Raw genomic sequence first — 16,156 nt, 5'->3', positions numbered from 1 at the left:
CCAATTGATGAGCCCGACTGCGGGTAGCTGCGTATCAAGCTATGTGGTCTGCGGCGCTCGCCCATGCGATGGAACAGCACCCGGTATCGGGTCAGAGCCAGAAGGACATGAAAAATGACCGATCCAGTTGCGCCAAAGAACCTGATTCTGGGTTTAGAGACAGGTGGCACGAAAGTGCTGTGCGCGGTGGGGGCGGTGGGCGATCCCACGGCTGAGGTTGCACGATGGTCGACCTCGACCCGTTCTCCGCAAAGGGTGCTGGCAGATATCGCTGAGTTCTTGGCGCCACTAGCGGGAGCCATCCGGGGCGTGGGTATCGCGGCATTCGGACCACTAGACCTGGACTGCAGCTCATCTAACTATGGGGCAATTACCACTTCTCCGAAGACCGGCTGGGACGGATTTGCGCTGCTGGCAGCGGTCCAAGACCTTCTGCCCGGTGTTCCCTGTTTGATCACGACGGACGTTGCAGGTGCTGCTTACGGTGAGGCGCAGCGTGGGGCGCTCAGGGGGGCGCGTGATCTGGCGTACGTCACTATCGGAACAGGTGTGGGACTGGGGTTGTTGCAGCGCGGCGAACTGATGGTGGGGACAGGGTGGCCTGAGGCCGCGCACATTCCCGTACAACGCCATCCGGATGACGCATTCGCAGGAGTGTGCCGTTTTCACGGCGATTGCCTCGAGGGACTCGCATCGGGTCCCGCCATCGCCGCTCGCAACCTCGAACTGCAACAGACTGGTGTGCTGCGGTCCGCAAAACAGGACCTCGACGTGACGGCGTTCTACATCGCGCAGTTGATCGCCACACTGTATTACTGCTTCGGCTCTGAGCGGGTGGTGCTCGGAGGTGGTGTCATGAAGACCTCCGGTCTGATTGAGACAATCCGATGGGAACTAGCCAAACGGGTTGGCCCGCCGGGTTCGCGCGGATCATCACGATCCCTGTCTGTGGAATTGACGGCTCTGGACGGCGAGGCCGGTCTCGTCGGAGCTCTCTTGCTCGCCGGCGAAGCCGCGGAGCAGACCCACAGGACCGAGTCTTTACATGCTCCGCTGCCTTTTGGGGCCCGCTGATGATCCATCACTAACCGTCCCTACCGGGTCTCAGCGCAGGCCGAGACCTGCAACGCGGGCCGTGGTTCCGTCCCCGTCGCCTCCGACTCCGACACCGTCAATCCCGTGGGCATGAAGCGGCTTGGTGGCGCCCAGGTGGCAGGCGACCAGGCCACGATCCGCACCGCTGTCGCAAGAGGGCTTACGAAACGTCCTATCGGTGAGGCCGGAGGACCCCATGTAACCGACATCGGGGTCTGGTCTTCACAGAGCGGGCGCCGTCTCAAGATGCGTTGACACCACGAACAAATGGTCGTCAGCGTTCCACCCAACCGAATACGAAAAGGACAACGATGTTCAAGATTGCTACAACGAGGGTGGCGGCTGCCACCGCACTCATAGTGTTCACTGGCGCGTCGGCCTTCGTGCCAACCGCCGCCCACGCTCACACGATGCCTGTTTCGGCCCTCGGTGTGACTGCAAGCGCCTCCACGGCGGCCGAGGAGTTCGACACTCTCCGGCAGAAGTACGTCACGATGTTGACCGGCGGGGCGTCCTACAACGCGTCGGACCCGGACATCGTGTCCCGCGTCGCGGCTATTACCGCTGATGGTCAAACGTCTTGGGACTCCTTAAAGAAGGTTGCTGACCGCAACCGGCTCTGGGACGACTCACCCTTGGGTAACGACTCGGCCAGCGTGACCCGCTCCTACCAGCACCTTCGAGATATGGCCCTCGCGTACACCACTGCCGGGTCGACGCTGCAGGGCAATGCTCAGCTGAAGACAGACCTCGTCGACGGACTCGATTGGATGCACTCTCGCGTTTACTACAGCGGCGCAAAGATGTATCAAAACTGGTGGCATTGGCAAATCGGAGCGCCGCTCGCGCTCAACGACATCATCGCGCTGATGTACAACGAGCTCACCAGCACACAAATCTCCAACTACTTGGCTGCCATCGCCTACGCCCAGCCGACCGTCGCCATGTCGGGCGCAAACCGACTGTGGGAGAGCCAGGTCATCGCAATCTCGGGGATCAATGGCAAGGACGCCGCCCGCGTGGCGGCCGGCCGAGACGGGCTGAGCGCTCTTTATCCCTACGTGCGGAGCGGGGACGGCTTCTACCAGGACGGATCCTTCGTCCAACACAACTCCTACGCCTACAACGGCGGGTACGGGGCGTCGTTGCTCTCCGGCATCGCCGACCTGATGTACGTGCTGGACGGGTCGAGTTGGGACGTGGCGGATCCGAACAGCGTCAACGCGTTTCAATGGGTGTACTCCGCGTACGAGCCGTTCATCTATAAGGGCAACCTCATGGACATGGTTCGAGGTCGCGAGATGAGCCGCTACGGGATTCAGGATGACGACGCCGCAGTGAGTGTGCTGTCATCGATCATCCGACTGTCCTCCGTTGCGCCGCCTGCCGATGCCCTCGCATTTAAGAGCATGATCAAGGGATGGCTGGCGTCCGACGTTGACAAGACGTTCCTGTCGGCAGCGCCCGTAGATCTGATCGTGTCGGCGAAAGCGATCTTGGACGACGTCTCGGTAACGCCGCGTGAGGAGCTTGTCAGCAACCGGCAGTTCACGGGCATTGACCGCACCGTGCATTTGCGCCCGGGCTTTGGTTTCGGTATCAGCATGGCGTCGAGTCGGATTGGCGCGTTCGAGTCGATCAACTCAGAGAACAATAAGGGGTGGCACACCGGGGACGGCATGACCTATCTCTACAACGACGATCTCAGCCAGTTCCACGACGACTTCTGGCCCACCGTCGATAGCTATCGCTTGCCGGGGACGACCGTGCTGAAGAACACCACGCAGACCCCGAACACGCGAACGGACAAGTCCTGGGTGGGTGGTGCGAGCATTCAGGGTCAGTACGGTGTGACGGGCATGGAGCTGCACCCCATCGGTCGCAATCTCGAGGGGAAGAAGTCCTGGTTCATGTTCGACGACGAGGTGGTCGCACTCGGGGCGGGCATCACGAGCACAGACGGGATCGACACCGAGACCATCGTCGAGAACCGCAAGCTAAACGACGCCGGCGACAACACGCTGACGGTGGATGGCGCGACAGAGCCTTCGACTCAGGGGTGGTCTGAGGTCGTCACGGACGTGACCACGATGCACCTCGCCGGGAGCGTCCCCGGGTCCGACGTCGGCTACTACTTTCCTGGCGGGGCGACGGTTGATGCGCTTCGGGAACAGCGCACGGGCACCTGGAAGCAGCTGAATTCTTCATCAGCCTGGGCGAACAGCACATCTATCAGTAAGAACTATCTCTCACTTGCATTCGATCACGGGGCGAATCCGACCGGTGCGGGCTACTCGTATGTCTTGCTGCCGAATAAGACGAGCGCGCAGGTGGGAGAGTACGCCGCGACCCCCGACGTCGACATTTTGGTTAACTCGGAATCGGCCCAAGCCGTGCGAGAAAACGGACTGGGAGTGACCGGGATCAACTTCTGGAAAGACGAGCCGACCTCGGCCGGCGGCGTCACCTCTGACAAGAAAGCCTCGGTCATGGTCAGTGAGAGCGCCGACAGCGTCGAGCTCTCGGTCGCGGACCCGACCCAGAAGAACACGGGACAGATCTACCTCACGCTCGACAGGGCCGTGACCGGCGTCATCTCGAACGACCCCGAGGTGACGGTGCTGCAGTACGCGCCCACGGCGAAAGTGAAGGTCAATGTCAACGCCGCTGGCGGCAAGGACTTCAACGTGAAGTTCTCGCTGAGCGGCGCGCAGCAGGACAATCCTGGTCCGGTTGCGGTCCCGAGCGTGTATGAAGCAGAGTCTCTGCCGATCAACACGCTCTCCCGTTCTGTGACGCCCTACACCGACGCGAACGCGAGCGGCGGCAAGAAACTCGGACTGAACAACAACGCTGTAGGTGAATACGTCGAGTTCAGTGTCGACGTCCCGCAGGCGGGCACCTACGACCTCACGACACGTGCGTTCAGATCAGGGGCCAACGGGATATACCAGCTGTCCGTCAATGGGACGAACGCAGGTACACCTCAGGATCTGTACTGGACAACAAGCGTCAACCAAAAGGACGTGCTTTTCGGGTCGTACACGTTCCCTGCGCCGGGGAGCTATCTTGTGCGCCTGACTACGACGGGAAAGAACGGCAGCGCTTCCGGTTATCGGGCCTTCCTCGACTACCTGAAACTCACACCCGCCTGAACCTGAAGTGACCTCGTCGGCGGGGCGCGGCCCACGCCCCGCCGACGGATCTCGACAACCTGGCAGAGCTGGAGCTCGGCGGTCGTCTAGCCATCACTCCGGTCAGTCGACGAGGTGACCTTTCGCGATGTCAATCACATCTCGAACTGTCGGTGTTGCTCACTGCTGGGGCCTGCTGTCATGCGTTGGGCGGGATCGCGGTGCCGGCACCGCGCCCGCGTATATCGATCGTCGTCAAGTACGAACGCGGTGGTGCCTGCGGCGTAACCGGATTCTCGATCGTGAAGCCGTTGTCTCGGATCAGTTCAAGGTCTGCCGCGGCTGCTTGCCCTTCCGCAGTGAGGTAGTCGCCAAGGAAGATCGAATTGGCGAGGTGCAGCGCCAGCGGCTGCGCAGTGCGCAGGTGCAGTTCCCGGCCCCCGGCGAGACGGATCTCGACATCCGGGTGAATGAGGCGTGCAAGCGCGATGATGCGGAGGCAATGAAGGGGGGTGAGCTGCCAGCGGCCTTCCATGACAGTGCCGTCGAATGGTACGAGGAAGTTGATGGGGAGCGATTCAACCTCGAGCTCTCGGAGCGCGGCGAGGGCCTCGACGATCTGTTCGTTGGATTCTCCCATCCCCACGATGAGACCGCTGCATGCGGAAAGACCTGCCTGGGCGGCCAGCGTGATGGTGTTGATGCGGTCCGCGTAAGTGTGTGTTTGAACAATCTCGTGGTGGTAAGACTCCGCCGTGTTGATGTTGTGGTTGTACGCGTAGGCTCCGGCGGATACAAGGCGCTCTGCTTGACCCGCACGCAGAAGGCCTAAACATGCGCACACTTCCACGTGGGGGTGGGAGTTACGGATTTGCGACGTGATATCGCAGACGCGGTCGATGTCGCGCGGGAGCGGTCCGCGGCCGCTGGCGACCAGGCACACGCGACTGGCGCCACCTTCCACCCCAGCTGTTGCCTGTGCGAGAGCGTCTTCGGCGCTCAGCCAGGAGTACTTCAGGATTGCCGACGTCGAACCGAGCGCCTGGGAGCAGTAATTGCAATTCTCCTGACAGAGTCCTGACTTGAGGTTGACCAGGTAGTTCAATTTGACCCGGTTCCCAAAGTATGTCCGTCGGATTTTACTGACGGCGGCGACGAGGTCTATCACGTCTGGGTCCGGCGTTCGAAGGATATTCACGGCATCGGCGGGGGCAGGCGCGATCCCCCGGAGGCTTTGTTCCACCAGCGTGTCGAAGTCACTCACTTCGTGCCCCGGTGGTGGTCTTCAAGCATGGCGAGTAGCTTCCAGGCGCCGGGTAGCACTGCGCTCAGCGCCAGAATTTTGATGGCGTCGCCGATGACGAAAGGCACGACTCCGAGCATCACGGCCATTCCCAGGTCGACGCCGAGCGACAGGGCCAGCCACGGGACACCGCAGACGTAAAGAATGACGGTGCCGACGGATGCGAGGAGCAGGGTGGACATGACTTTTCGGCCGGCTCCTTGTCCCGCGAGTCGACCCACGACGGCGGCTGCGACGACGAAACCGACGATGTAGCCGAACGTCGGGAAGGCGACGCCCGATTGACCATACGAAAAGACCGGTGCGCCGGCGGCGCCGAGGAGGAGGTAGAGAAGGGAGCTGAGCATTCCGCGTAGCGAGCCCAGGGCTGCGCCGACGAAAAAGACGGTGAATGTCGAAAGTGCTATCGGTACCGGCGTGAACGGGAGTGGAATGGTCATGAGCGCGGACAGGGTGATGAGGAGTGTTCCGGAGAGGACGAGCGCGGTGTCTCGTGCGGCGGTGCGCGGCCACCTGTCTGCCAGGTAGAGCCGAGGGGCGAGCGTGGATGACATAGGAGCCTCCTGAACGGTGTTCATTGAACGGTGTTCATGAGACTAGAAGGGCCGTCACCGTCCAAGGGTGTGGACTTGCGACAGTGATGGTTGCGACACCTTGTAGACGGTCGGGAGGGCGATCTCGGCCTGCGGGTGCAAGGTTCCAGCTTCGGGAGGGTTAGCGGAGTTACCCCAGGCCGGGGCTACGATGCCTGAAAGTCCCCGACGCGGACTCATGGGATGAACGCGACGGCACCTCCGCCGACGCATGCGTCCGCGACGCCCAGGCGGGTGTAGCTCAGAGGCGCTGCGCGATTGATCTGACGCCGGGCCCGCATGTGCTGGCAGCCGGGCGCATAAGCAGCGAATACAGCCGCTCCAGGGGTGTGTTTGAAGCGTGCGCTGGTTGGGATATCCGGGCAGCTGAAGCTGGGACCGGTGATCGACATGCTCGCATGCCCCGTTGACGGGGCGGCCGAACTGAGCTCGCCGCCTAACGTCTCGCCGGCGACCACAGTGCCGGCCTCAGGCCGCGGATGGACCGGCTGCTCAGTTTGACTGCGAAGGCGCCTCGGTGGTGCTGCCGAGCGTCCAGGAGCGCAGGTGCCACCAGCGGAGATCTTTCCACCACTTGGCCGTCCAGTCCGAGCTGTGGAAGCGGAAAAGAGTGACGGTGTCGGCGATGAAGTCGGATGGAGCCGTGTGGGGGAGTGCACGGAGGAAGGCTTCGACTTCAGTGCGGAGGTGAGGCGTTTCTTCGAGGTCATGAGATGCCAGGGAGAGATGGGCGCGAAACCCGTCTGCGTCGAAGGGCTTCATGCGGAAGCCTTCGCCGTGTCCGCGGAAGGGCTCGAGGGCGCTGTTGACGGCAACAGCGAGGTCTTTGATGGCGTCGTTTTTCGCTCCGCTGATTGTCTTGTCGACGTCGAAGGTCACGGCGATGTTGTGGCGTGCGATGCCGGAGTTGTGGACGGCGATGGGCGCTGCGGAGCGCAAGACGGGGTCCAGTGCATCGATAAGGTCAGCCTCGTCGGCGTCACTCGGAACAGCGCCAGCCAGAGTCGCGTGCGGCGGGAATGCGGCCGCGGACACAATCCCGAACTGCTTCTTGAGGAGATCCGTAAAGTCGACGACAGCTCGACATGTGAGGGGGTCCGGCCGGAGGTAGACACCGTAGGTGAACCCGTCGATTGCGACACTCATGCAAAACTCCTTCGGCGCAGGGAACGTTCCCTACTATACCGACTGACTCCTCTGAGTCGAGGCGTCCTCCGTTAGGGGAGGGGTTTCGTCGTCGTGCCGACGTGCAGGTGGCCCGGTATTGCGAGATGGCTAACGTCTTCGTCCCGGTGGGTGATGAGGTGCAGTAGTCGCTCTACGGCGTTCGAGCCGATGTGCGCAATGGGCTGACGCCATGTGGTGATGTTTATCAACGCGCTCGCGAGACCACCGACGCCGTCGAATCCCGTGATGGAAAGAGGTCGCGTTGAGGTGCGCGATTCAAGAAGTGTCGCTGCGGCGTAGCGATCGTTTGGGCACATAACCGCGGTGACGTGGGCCGCGAGTCGGGCGTGAGCTTCCCGGGCCCGCTCGGGGGAGGGGGTGGACACAACGTGCGCATGGACGCCGCGGGCAGTGAGCTGGGCTCGCATGATTTCCGTGCGGCGATGCAGGATTGGTGAGGTTTGCTGCGGGGGTTGAAAGACAGCGACCTGACGATGTCCAAGGTCGGTCAGGTGGTTCGCGAGGGCACGGGCCCCCTCGTCCTCGTCCCCATACACACTGTTGACGGAGGAGTCGATGTCAGGTCTACCCGCTACGACGACGGGAAACTTTGCGGAGAATCTTTTGACTTCTTTTAACGGTAGCCGGCCGCTGCAGACGATGAGTCCGTCGACGCGCAGAGCGATGAGGTCTTCGAGGGCGCGCCGTTCGTCGTTGTTGTCGAGGGCTCCTGAGGTGATGAACACCCGCTGCCCGAGCGATGAGCCTCTTTTCTGGAGGGCGGACTGCATCTCGCCATAGAAGGGGGCGGAGGCGTCGCGGACGAGCACACCGATGGTGTTCGTGCGGTAGGCGCTGAGGTTTTGCGCAGCCGCGTTCGAGACGTAACCGAGCTCTTTGACCGCGGCTGTGACACGAGCCTGGGCGTCGGGACTCACCCCGTATTGGCCGCGAAGCGCGCGCGAAACCACGGACTTTGACAGACCGCTGTGCTCGGCGAGGTCCAAGATTGTCGCCTGTTTCCCTCTCCGAGTCCGAGGCTTGGCGTCGTTCGTTTCCTTGGTGGCGCCCACCCAGCGACGGAGGCGGTCCGGCGGGATGTTGAAGTGCTGTGCCGTGTCCTCGAGGGATGCGCCAGCCGCCACGCGGGATAGGGCAGCTTGGCGGGGGCTTGGTGTGCTCTTCACGTCTGTCATCGTCTCACCTGAGTGCGGTCGCATGGAGGTTACTCGAGACCCGCGAGACCGACGCGGGGCGAGCTTCGCTCATGTGGGGTCGCTGTCGGAGGCGGCTTCCACGCGTTGCACACCTTTGACCTCGGTGAGCGCTTCGACGAGGTTGTCGATCGAGGTGCGACCTCTGTTGAAGCGAAGACTGGCCGCGACGATTGGGGTTGTGCGGCCAACTTCCTCTCGATGCGTGCCGGTGAGAGCCACTTCGAAACCCAACTCCGAGGCGCGTTCGAGGACGGCGCGCAGGGCTCCTCGGCCGTCCTTGTAGTGGACGACGAGGTCACGCCCGCGCCCCGCGAGAGGAACTTTCCGGGCGAGCCGGGACATCACCGTGACAGTGGTGAGGTGCAGTGCCGTACCGAGGACGGCGAGGACGGGCATGCCGGCGCCGCATGCCATTCCGATCGCGGCGACGACCCAGATGGACGCCGCGGTCGTGAGGCCCGAGACGATGTTCTGTCGCACGAAGATTACGCCGGCGCCGAGGAACCCGATGCCGGACACGATCTGCGCGGCGATTCGTGAGGGATCGAGCGTGACGTCAGTTCCGATCACCATCGTGAAGCCGTACGCCGACACCAGTGTGAACATCGCGGATCCCACTCCGACGAGGGTGTGCGTGCGCAGGCCAGCGCTTTTGACCTGACGATGCCGTTCGATTCCGACGACGGCGGACAGCACGAACGCGAGGAAGAGGAGGACGACCTCGGTCAAGGTCGAGGCGCTGATCCACTCGATGCTCAGAAACATGTATTCACCCAATCTTTCGCCTCTCGGCATCCGGCGGACACGTCGGGGACGATGACGGTTGCAATAGTAGGGAACGTTCCCTACACTCTCAACTGCACCGATCAAACGGAGATAGACATCGTGGTTGACACTTCCGCTCGCGCAGCGACGCGCCCCCGCCGCGGGCGGCGTGGACCCCATCTGTGGGCAGTTCTCTTCTTACTTCCGAGCCTGATCGCGATCGTTTCTTTCGACTATTGGCCCCTGCTGCGTACGGGCTTCCTGTCGATGCAGTCGACCAATCTCTTCGGGCAGCCGAATGGCTTCGTCGGATCCGACAACTTCGCCGCCATGTTCAGCGACCCCGACTTCTGGCGCACGCTAGGCATCACTGTCCTATTCATGCTGGGCTCCGTTGCGGGGAAAGTGATCGTGGGGCTCGCCATCGCGCTACCCGTATCGCAGCGCGTGCGGGGCACAGGGGTGTTCAGAGCCTCCGTGCTCATCCCAATGGCTGTGTCGACGGCTGTCGCGGGTCTCGCATTCCGTGCGTTGATGACCCCGTCGACGGGCCTCTTCGATGTCATCGCCCGGGCCCTCGGTGGCGACAATGTGGGATGGCTGACCTCGACGAACGTGTCGTTGCTGTCGGTCATCATCGTCGACGTGTGGACCGCCATCGGGTTCACGGTGCTTCTGTTGCTGGCCGCCCTCGATTCCATCGATAAGCAGGTCTTCGAAGCAGCAGACGTCGACGGGGCCCGTTTTTGGCGTCGAACGTTCAGCATCACATTGCCGTTGATCACGCCGACGTTGTTTTTTGTCGTCGTGACGCAATCCATTCAAGCGCTGCGTGAGTTCACCATCATCAACGTCCTCACAGCGGGCGGACCGGCTGACTCGACACGCACGCTCGTCATCGACATCTATCAAGCAGCGTTCGGGGGAACAGCGGACTATGGGGCCTCGTCTGCTCGTTCCATCATCCTTTTGGTGTTGATCCTCGCGCTCACTGCCATCCAGTTCGGTGTTCTCGAGCGAAGGGTCAACTACCGATGAAAAAGCCCGTCGCGCACATCGCGCTGTTCGCGTACCTCGCCGTTGTAGCGCTCGTCATCATTCTGCCGCTGGTGTATGTCCTGTTCGGTTCGATCCGGCCCACCCCCGCAATTACGGGAACCTTGTGGGACCTCCTCCCCACCGGGTTTACATGGGACCACTTCGCATCTGCTTTCAACCGGGCGCCGATTCTCCGCCAGATGCTGAACAGCGCAATCGTCGTGGTAGCGCAGACCGGTCTCCAGGTGCTGACGAGCGTGCTCGCCGCCTACGCCATCGTCTTCGGAAATTTCCGACGACCGGGTCTGATTCTCGGGGCGTATCTCGTCACGATGATGATCCCAAATGAGGCGACCGTCGTCGCCAACTACCTCACCATCCGCCAGCTTGGGCTCTTCGACACCATCGTCGCGGTGTTCATGCCTTTCGTGGCATCGGCCTACTCGATCTTCTTGCTGCGCCAGACGTTCCTGGGCTTCCCGACGGAGATCAAGGAAGCAGCAACGGTCGATGGCGCGGGGCCCATGCGGTTCCTTTTCCGCTTCCTTCTGCCCCTCACCAGACCCACGGTCATGACGGTCACCCTCGTGTCCGCCATCGCCGCATGGAACGGATATCTGTGGCCCCTGCTGGTCACCGAGTCCCCGACCGCCCGAACCGTCCAGGTGGGAGTGAAAGCGCTCTTCGACGAAGCGGACACGGACTTCGGCGCGGGCCTTGCCGGCCTGATCGTCGTCAGCATCCCCACGATCATCCTCGTGATCGTCGGACAGAAGTTCCTCGCCCGAGGACTAACCGAAGGAGCAGTCAAGTGATTCGCACACGCAAGGGGGTGGCAGCGGGCGTCACCCTGGCGGCCGTCGCGTCCCTGATCCTGGCCGGATGTTCTGGTCAACCACAGCCGCAGGAAACCGTCGCCGCCGATGGCCCTGTCAGCATCGACTTCTGGTACTCCGTGGGAGGCTCATCCGCCGACGCACTGATGAAGCAGGTGGATGCGTTTAACTCGAGTAACAGCTTCAACATCACCATCAACCCCATCTACCAGGGTGACTACACCGAAACCGCGGCCAAGCTGACTAACGCGGTCCAAAGCGGCGATACCCCCGTGCTTCTGCAAGGCGGCGACACGTTCTCCGCCTACCTGCACGACAGCGGCCTCGCAACCGCTCCTGAAAGCGTCGCAACCTTCGACGGCCAGGCCTACAACGGCGACGGAGTCGTCGCCGCCGCGGCCAACTACTATACGTTCGACAGCAAGCTCTGGGCCGTGCCGTTGATGGTCTCTCAGCCTGCCGTCTTCTTCGACGCGACCAAGCTCCAAGCCGCAGGTCTGAGCGGCGAAAACCCGCCCAAAAGCATCGACGAGCTTTTCGACTGGGCTGACAAGATCTATGCCGCAACCGGCGCTGCAGGCCTCGTCTTTCAGCAGAACGAATGGTGGAACGAACAGTTCAGCGCCCTCAACAACGTCGTCTACTGCACCCCGGACAACGGCCTCGGATCAGAAGCTGCCACCGCCTTCGACTTTGTCAACGACGACCTCGTAAATGTGTGGACGCACTACCAGAAGTCGCTCCAGGCAGGAGCCATCGTCAACGTCGGAAGCGACGGGGTGGCAGCCCAGAACGCATTCAGTGTGGGCCAAGCCGCCATGCTGCTTGCTTCGTCCGCGAGCCTGGGCACGACCACGGCCGCGGCAGCGTTCGACATCAACGCATTCGCTCTTCCTGTCGCAACCGAAGGCGGGGGAGCAGTCCCTGGCGGTAGCGCTCTGTGGGTACTCGGCGAAGGACACAGCGATAACGAGAAAGCGGCCGCCGTCGAGTTTGCCCGGTTCATGGGTTCCGCTGATGTGCAGCGTCAGATCTTCGAAGACAGTGGGTACCTTCCGAGCAACCAGGAGGCGCTCGATGGACTCCTCACTTCTGAGACCAGCCAGCCCAAGCTTGCCTTGCTGAAGCAACTAACGGCCACGGCGAAGACCTCCGCTACGGGCGGTTGCCACAACGGCGCCTTTGGACAGAGCCGCGCCGACGTACGCAGCGCCATCCAGGCCATCGCCGGCGGGGCGGATGTCCAGTCCTCCCTTGAGAACGCCCAGTCCAAGGGCACCGACCAGCTCGCCGACTACAACAAGCGCGCGAGCAAGTAACCGTCAAACGGCACGAGGGGGCAGGTCGCACAAGACCCGCCCCCTCCTTCGAGAGGTTCATCATGACTTGGCTCGTCACCGGCGGCGCCGGCTACATCGGCGCACACGTCGTTTCCGCTTTGCAAGCGGCCGGGCTAGACCCTGTCGTCCTGGACGATTTGTCGACAGGGAAGCGTGAGTTCGTGCCATCCGACGTCGACTTCGTGCAGGGCAATATTTTGGACACCGCCCTGGTCGAGGAAACGCTGCGCGGCACCATCGCCGAAGGAGTGATCCACGTTGCCGGGTACAAATACGCCGGCGAATCCGTCACCCGTCCCCTCCATGCCTACGCTCAAAATGTGGACGGCACACGAAGCGTGCTGGAGGCGATGCGCCGTGCCGGCGTCGCGCAGATCGTCTTCTCCTCAAGCGCCGCGGTTTATGGCACACCCGATGTCCCCACCGTGACCGAATACACCCCGAAAAAGCCGACCACCCCATACGGGGAATCAAAACTCATCGGAGAGTGGCTCCTTCGCGACGTTGCTGAAGCGACGCGATCAGAACCGCGACCGTTGCGCCATACGTCGCTGCGGTACTTCAATGTCGTAGGTTCCGGTCGTCCTGACGTTTACGACTCGAGCCCGTTCAATCTCTTCCCCATCGCCTTCCGGGCTCTGACAGCGAGGCGCACACCCTCCATTTACGGCGTCGACTACGCCACGCCGGATGGAACCGCTGTTCGAGATTACGTACATGTCAGCGACATCGCGGCGGCCCACGCTGTGGCCGCCCAAAGACTTAGCGCCGGTGACTCGCTACAGCCGGCCTACAACCTCGGGTCGGGAATGGGAATCTCCGTGCGGGAGATCATGTCTGCGCTGCGCATGTTCACCGGCATCGATTTCGACGCGACGGTCGAGGCCCGTCGCGCCGGCGATCCAGATCGCATTGTTGCGAGCGGAGTGGCGGCTGCCCGTGATCTCAACTGGGCCATGCGGCACAGCATTCAACAAATGGTGCAGAGCGGGTGGAAAGCCCACCTTCGCCAACTGGGCGAGGCTGTGTGATGGACGGGGTTTCGCTCCAAGCGGGCGTCGTGAAGCGGGTTACGCACCTAGCCGACGGACGCGAGCTCATCTACTTCGACGACCCTGACACAAGCCTCCCAACGGATAGGCGCGCCGACCTGCGCGAGCTCAGAGACCGCCCCCCGACAGCGCAGATGCGCCAGGACGTTCTTACCGGCGACTGGATCACTTTCGCCACTGCGCGGCAAAACCGTGCCTTCATGCCTCCCGCACATCAAGACCCCCTCGCCCCACAGACGCCGTCCAACCCTTCTGAGATTCCCTCGGCCTATGACGTTGCGGTGTTTGAGAATAAAACTCCGGCTTTCGGCCCGGCGCTTGAACTCGACGAGGTTCCACACCCGGCCTCGTCGATCCACCCTTTGTTCCGGGAAAGGCCATCTGCCGGGCGGTGCGAGGTCGTCTGTTTCAGCCCTGAGCATGAGGGATCATTCGCGTCCCTTACCCCCACTCGCGCGAGGACCGTGATCGAAGCATGGGCCGACAGGACGGGTGCCTTGTCGGATATCGCCGATGTCGAACAGGTCTTCATCTTTGAAAACCGGGGGGCTGAGATCGGGGTTACTTTGCCGCACCCGCATGGCCAGATCTACGCATACCCTTATGTCACTCCTCGGACGCAGGGCCTGCTGCGTTCTCTTGACCGTGAAGGCCCGGACCTTTTCGAGCGCGTGGTGAAGGCTGAGTCGCAAGGACCAAGGGTCGTCTTAGACACGGAGCACTGGCTTGCGTTCGTGCCTTTTGCCGCGCGTTGGCCCCTCGAGGTGCACATGCTCCCGAAACGTCATGTGCCGGATTTCGCCGCTACCTCCTCGGCAGAAAGAGACGACCTCGCAGACAACTATCTCCGTTTGCTGAACGCGGTCGACCGTCTGTACGACACCCCCACGCCCTACATCGCCGCCTGGCACCAGGCGCCGACACGGACTGCGCGCGCCACGGCCCGACTTCACCTGCAACTCACCTCCCCCCGGCGGGCCGTAGACAAGTTGAAGTACCTGGCGGGATCCGAAGCTGCAATGCATGCATGGGTTGCGGACATCGCCCCCGAGGAGTCAGCCGAGCGTCTCCGGACGGCTCTGCCATCGGCCGCGCCCAAAGGCTCTCGGGTGGGAGGGTGCCTGCGCACGGCGCTGGCATCGGCTGCGATCGCCTCGGGAGAGAAGAGCGTCGAATGAGGTTTGCCGCCTCCGGTCTCCGCGCATGGGACGCGGCGCCGTCGCTCTCCGCGCTCGCCTAACGCAAGCTGGCCGACTTCGATCCGGCGGACCCTTTGTTCCGGTTCGTGTTTGCGGCGCCCGAGACATGGGGGGGGGGTGACGACACGATCGTCGCACTCGGCACAGCCGACCGATCGCAGCGACTGGGCGTGCGTACCTCACGCGGCGACGTCGTCGGCGACGGGCGGAAGGCGACCTAGGTCACTGCCTCTGTTCCGGACTTCCTTTTCTTCCTGACGCGGATGGCGGAGTTCCGGGCGCTGTCCAGCGAGCTCGATCCCGATCCGCTGTCGGTGCCCCTCACCGTCGCGGAGTCGGACCACATCCTCGCCCGGTTCGAGCGGGGCGAGCTGCGACCGCGCGGCGACCGGGACCAGCGTCGACGGAAAGAGGTGGAGCTCGAGCGCGCGCTGCGGACGCTCCGGGGCGACCCGCGCGGTCGGGATCCGCGGGCGGTGCGCGCATCCAGCTGGCGGGGAGCGATCATTCATGAGTTCGCCGATGCGCTGCCGGGAGCAGGAGCATCCCTCGAGGTATCCCCGCATACGGTCGCGGTTGGTTGATGCCTCGAGAGATGAGCACCTCTGACCCGTCCGAGCTCGCCTGCGTCTTCAGCAGGGGGTATCTTCGTCACGCTCATCGCCGGGGTCATGCCCGGGGGTTAAGGCAGTGACCGGTCCCACTACTCAAGGTGTGGGACCGGTCGTCTTCGCTGACACACCCACGCGTTATGCGTGCGTGGGCGCTGGTGGCGCTTATGTGCGCGAGAGTCGCGACTCGCTCAGTTCCACCACAGGCGCGTGTCGTAGTAGGCCATGCCTTTTCGGATGCTCTTCACGCAACGGGTGGAGCTGCTCAGCATCTTCTTTCCCTCCGCAGCCACCGCCGCTTCCTTCAAGGCCGTCTTGGCGACGCACATGACCTGCGAAGGGGTGCTGAAACCCCATCCGTTTGGCACCGCTGCTTGGGCCGGCGAAGCCACCAAGACGGATCCCATAACGACTGCGCCTGCGAATCCCACTGCGGCCATTTTCTTCTTGAAACGGTTCATTTCGTTGTCCCCCCTGGAAACGGTTTGACACCGATCCTGTCGAGGCAGCAGTCGTTTCGCAACGCCTATCCGAATGCGGTGGTGACGCCGACCGCCCACGAGACCAGGTACCACACGAGAGCCGCCGCGGCGATGTACCCCGTTACGAGGCCGACGATCGCGAGCTTCCGGCCGACGCCCACCCGGCGGCTGGCGCTGAACCCCAAGTGGCCGAGGAGTATGGCGGCGATCGCGCTGAGAATGGCCAACGGCAGGAACAAGAGCCCCAGGAGCGGCACGATGTTGAATGCCGTGAAGACGAGAGCGACCACTCCGAGGACTGTTGCCGAGGTCGCGAGACCGTTT

The 16,156-nt window shown here is 62.7% G+C and carries 14 protein-coding genes and 1 pseudogene; 8 read left to right on the top strand and 7 right to left on the bottom strand.

The window, feature by feature from the left end; all coding sequences use genetic code 11:
* Positions 1 to 114 precede the first annotated feature (114 nt).
* Both BLS25_RS11500 and BLS25_RS11495 read left to right on the top strand, forming a co-directional pair.
* Complete coding sequence (locus tag BLS25_RS11500) at positions 115 to 1,074, top strand: ROK family protein (protein ID WP_081349804.1); 960 nt, start codon at positions 115 to 117, stop codon at positions 1,072 to 1,074.
* Positions 1,075 to 1,406: 332 nt separating this feature from the next.
* Positions 1,407 to 4,250 carry a polysaccharide lyase family 8 super-sandwich domain-containing protein gene (locus BLS25_RS11495; protein ID WP_074695877.1) on the top strand — a complete coding sequence of 948 codons (2,844 nt, stop codon included), beginning with the start codon at positions 1,407 to 1,409 and terminating at the stop codon, positions 4,248 to 4,250.
* A 178-nt stretch (positions 4,251 to 4,428) separates the two neighbouring features.
* Here BLS25_RS11495 and bioB read toward each other — a convergent pair whose 3' ends face one another.
* From bioB to BLS25_RS11470, 5 genes are all read right to left on the bottom strand, one after another.
* Positions 4,429 to 5,493 (bottom strand): biotin synthase BioB, encoded by a 1,065-nt coding sequence (gene bioB / locus BLS25_RS11490; protein ID WP_074695875.1) that lies wholly within the window; start codon positions 5,491 to 5,493, stop codon positions 4,429 to 4,431.
* Entirely contained in the window at positions 5,490 to 6,086 is a 597-nt protein-coding gene (locus BLS25_RS11485) for a biotin transporter BioY (protein WP_074695870.1), read from the bottom strand. The genes bioB and BLS25_RS11485 overlap by 4 nt, the downstream gene beginning before the upstream one ends.
* Positions 6,087 to 6,617: 531 nt before the next feature.
* Positions 6,618 to 7,271, bottom strand: coding sequence for a 2'-5' RNA ligase family protein (locus tag BLS25_RS11480; protein WP_074695867.1), 654 nt, complete (start codon positions 7,269 to 7,271; stop codon positions 6,618 to 6,620).
* A gap of 71 nt (positions 7,272 to 7,342) precedes the next feature.
* Positions 7,343 to 8,488, bottom strand: coding sequence for a substrate-binding domain-containing protein (locus BLS25_RS11475; RefSeq protein WP_176786362.1), 1,146 nt, complete (start codon positions 8,486 to 8,488; stop codon positions 7,343 to 7,345).
* Positions 8,489 to 8,557: 69 nt separating this feature from the next.
* Positions 8,558 to 9,274, bottom strand: a complete 717-nt coding sequence (locus BLS25_RS11470) for an MgtC/SapB family protein (protein ID WP_074695862.1) — start codon at positions 9,272 to 9,274, stop codon at positions 8,558 to 8,560.
* A gap of 120 nt (positions 9,275 to 9,394) precedes the next feature.
* On the opposite strand from BLS25_RS11470, the gene BLS25_RS11465 reads away from it, so the two are divergent.
* The 6 genes from BLS25_RS11465 (at position 9,395) to BLS25_RS11440 (ending at position 15,323) form a co-directional block, all read left to right on the top strand.
* Positions 9,395 to 10,312, top strand: coding sequence for a carbohydrate ABC transporter permease (locus BLS25_RS11465; protein ID WP_176786361.1), 918 nt, complete (start codon positions 9,395 to 9,397; stop codon positions 10,310 to 10,312).
* Positions 10,309 to 11,127: a carbohydrate ABC transporter permease gene (locus BLS25_RS11460; protein WP_074695854.1), complete on the top strand. Its 819-nt coding sequence runs from the start codon at positions 10,309 to 10,311 to the stop codon at positions 11,125 to 11,127. The genes BLS25_RS11465 and BLS25_RS11460 overlap by 4 nt, the downstream gene beginning before the upstream one ends.
* A complete protein-coding gene (locus BLS25_RS11455; RefSeq protein ID WP_074695852.1) occupies positions 11,124 to 12,467 on the top strand; it encodes an extracellular solute-binding protein in 1,344 nt (447 codons plus the stop codon). The genes BLS25_RS11460 and BLS25_RS11455 overlap by 4 nt, the downstream gene beginning before the upstream one ends.
* A 62-nt stretch (positions 12,468 to 12,529) precedes the next feature.
* Entirely contained in the window at positions 12,530 to 13,519 is a 990-nt protein-coding gene (gene galE, locus BLS25_RS11450; RefSeq protein WP_074695850.1) for a UDP-glucose 4-epimerase GalE, read from the top strand.
* Positions 13,519 to 14,718, top strand: a complete 1,200-nt coding sequence (galT, locus tag BLS25_RS11445; protein WP_081349837.1) for a galactose-1-phosphate uridylyltransferase — start codon at positions 13,519 to 13,521, stop codon at positions 14,716 to 14,718. Before galE ends, galT begins: the two co-directional genes overlap by 1 nt.
* 284 nt (positions 14,719 to 15,002) lie before the next feature.
* Positions 15,003 to 15,323, top strand: coding sequence for a hypothetical protein (locus BLS25_RS11440; protein WP_074695848.1), 321 nt, complete (start codon positions 15,003 to 15,005; stop codon positions 15,321 to 15,323).
* Between the two features lie 218 nt (positions 15,324 to 15,541).
* Here BLS25_RS11440 and BLS25_RS16690 read toward each other — a convergent pair whose 3' ends face one another.
* Together BLS25_RS16690 and BLS25_RS16950 are read right to left on the bottom strand one after the other, a co-directional pair.
* Positions 15,542 to 15,811 (bottom strand): hypothetical protein, encoded by a 270-nt coding sequence (locus BLS25_RS16690; RefSeq protein ID WP_143017933.1) that lies wholly within the window; start codon positions 15,809 to 15,811, stop codon positions 15,542 to 15,544.
* A gap of 65 nt (positions 15,812 to 15,876) precedes the next feature.
* A pseudogene (locus BLS25_RS16950) lies at positions 15,877 to 16,156 on the bottom strand (hypothetical protein); the annotation flags it as partial.

It is taken from the genome of Microbacterium testaceum StLB037 (assembly GCF_900104345.1).
Lineage (GTDB): Bacteria > Actinomycetota > Actinomycetes > Actinomycetales > Microbacteriaceae > Microbacterium > Microbacterium testaceum_A.
The sequence above is the reverse complement of the archived record's forward strand: the minus strand, read 5'-3'. Positions and strand labels throughout refer to the sequence as shown.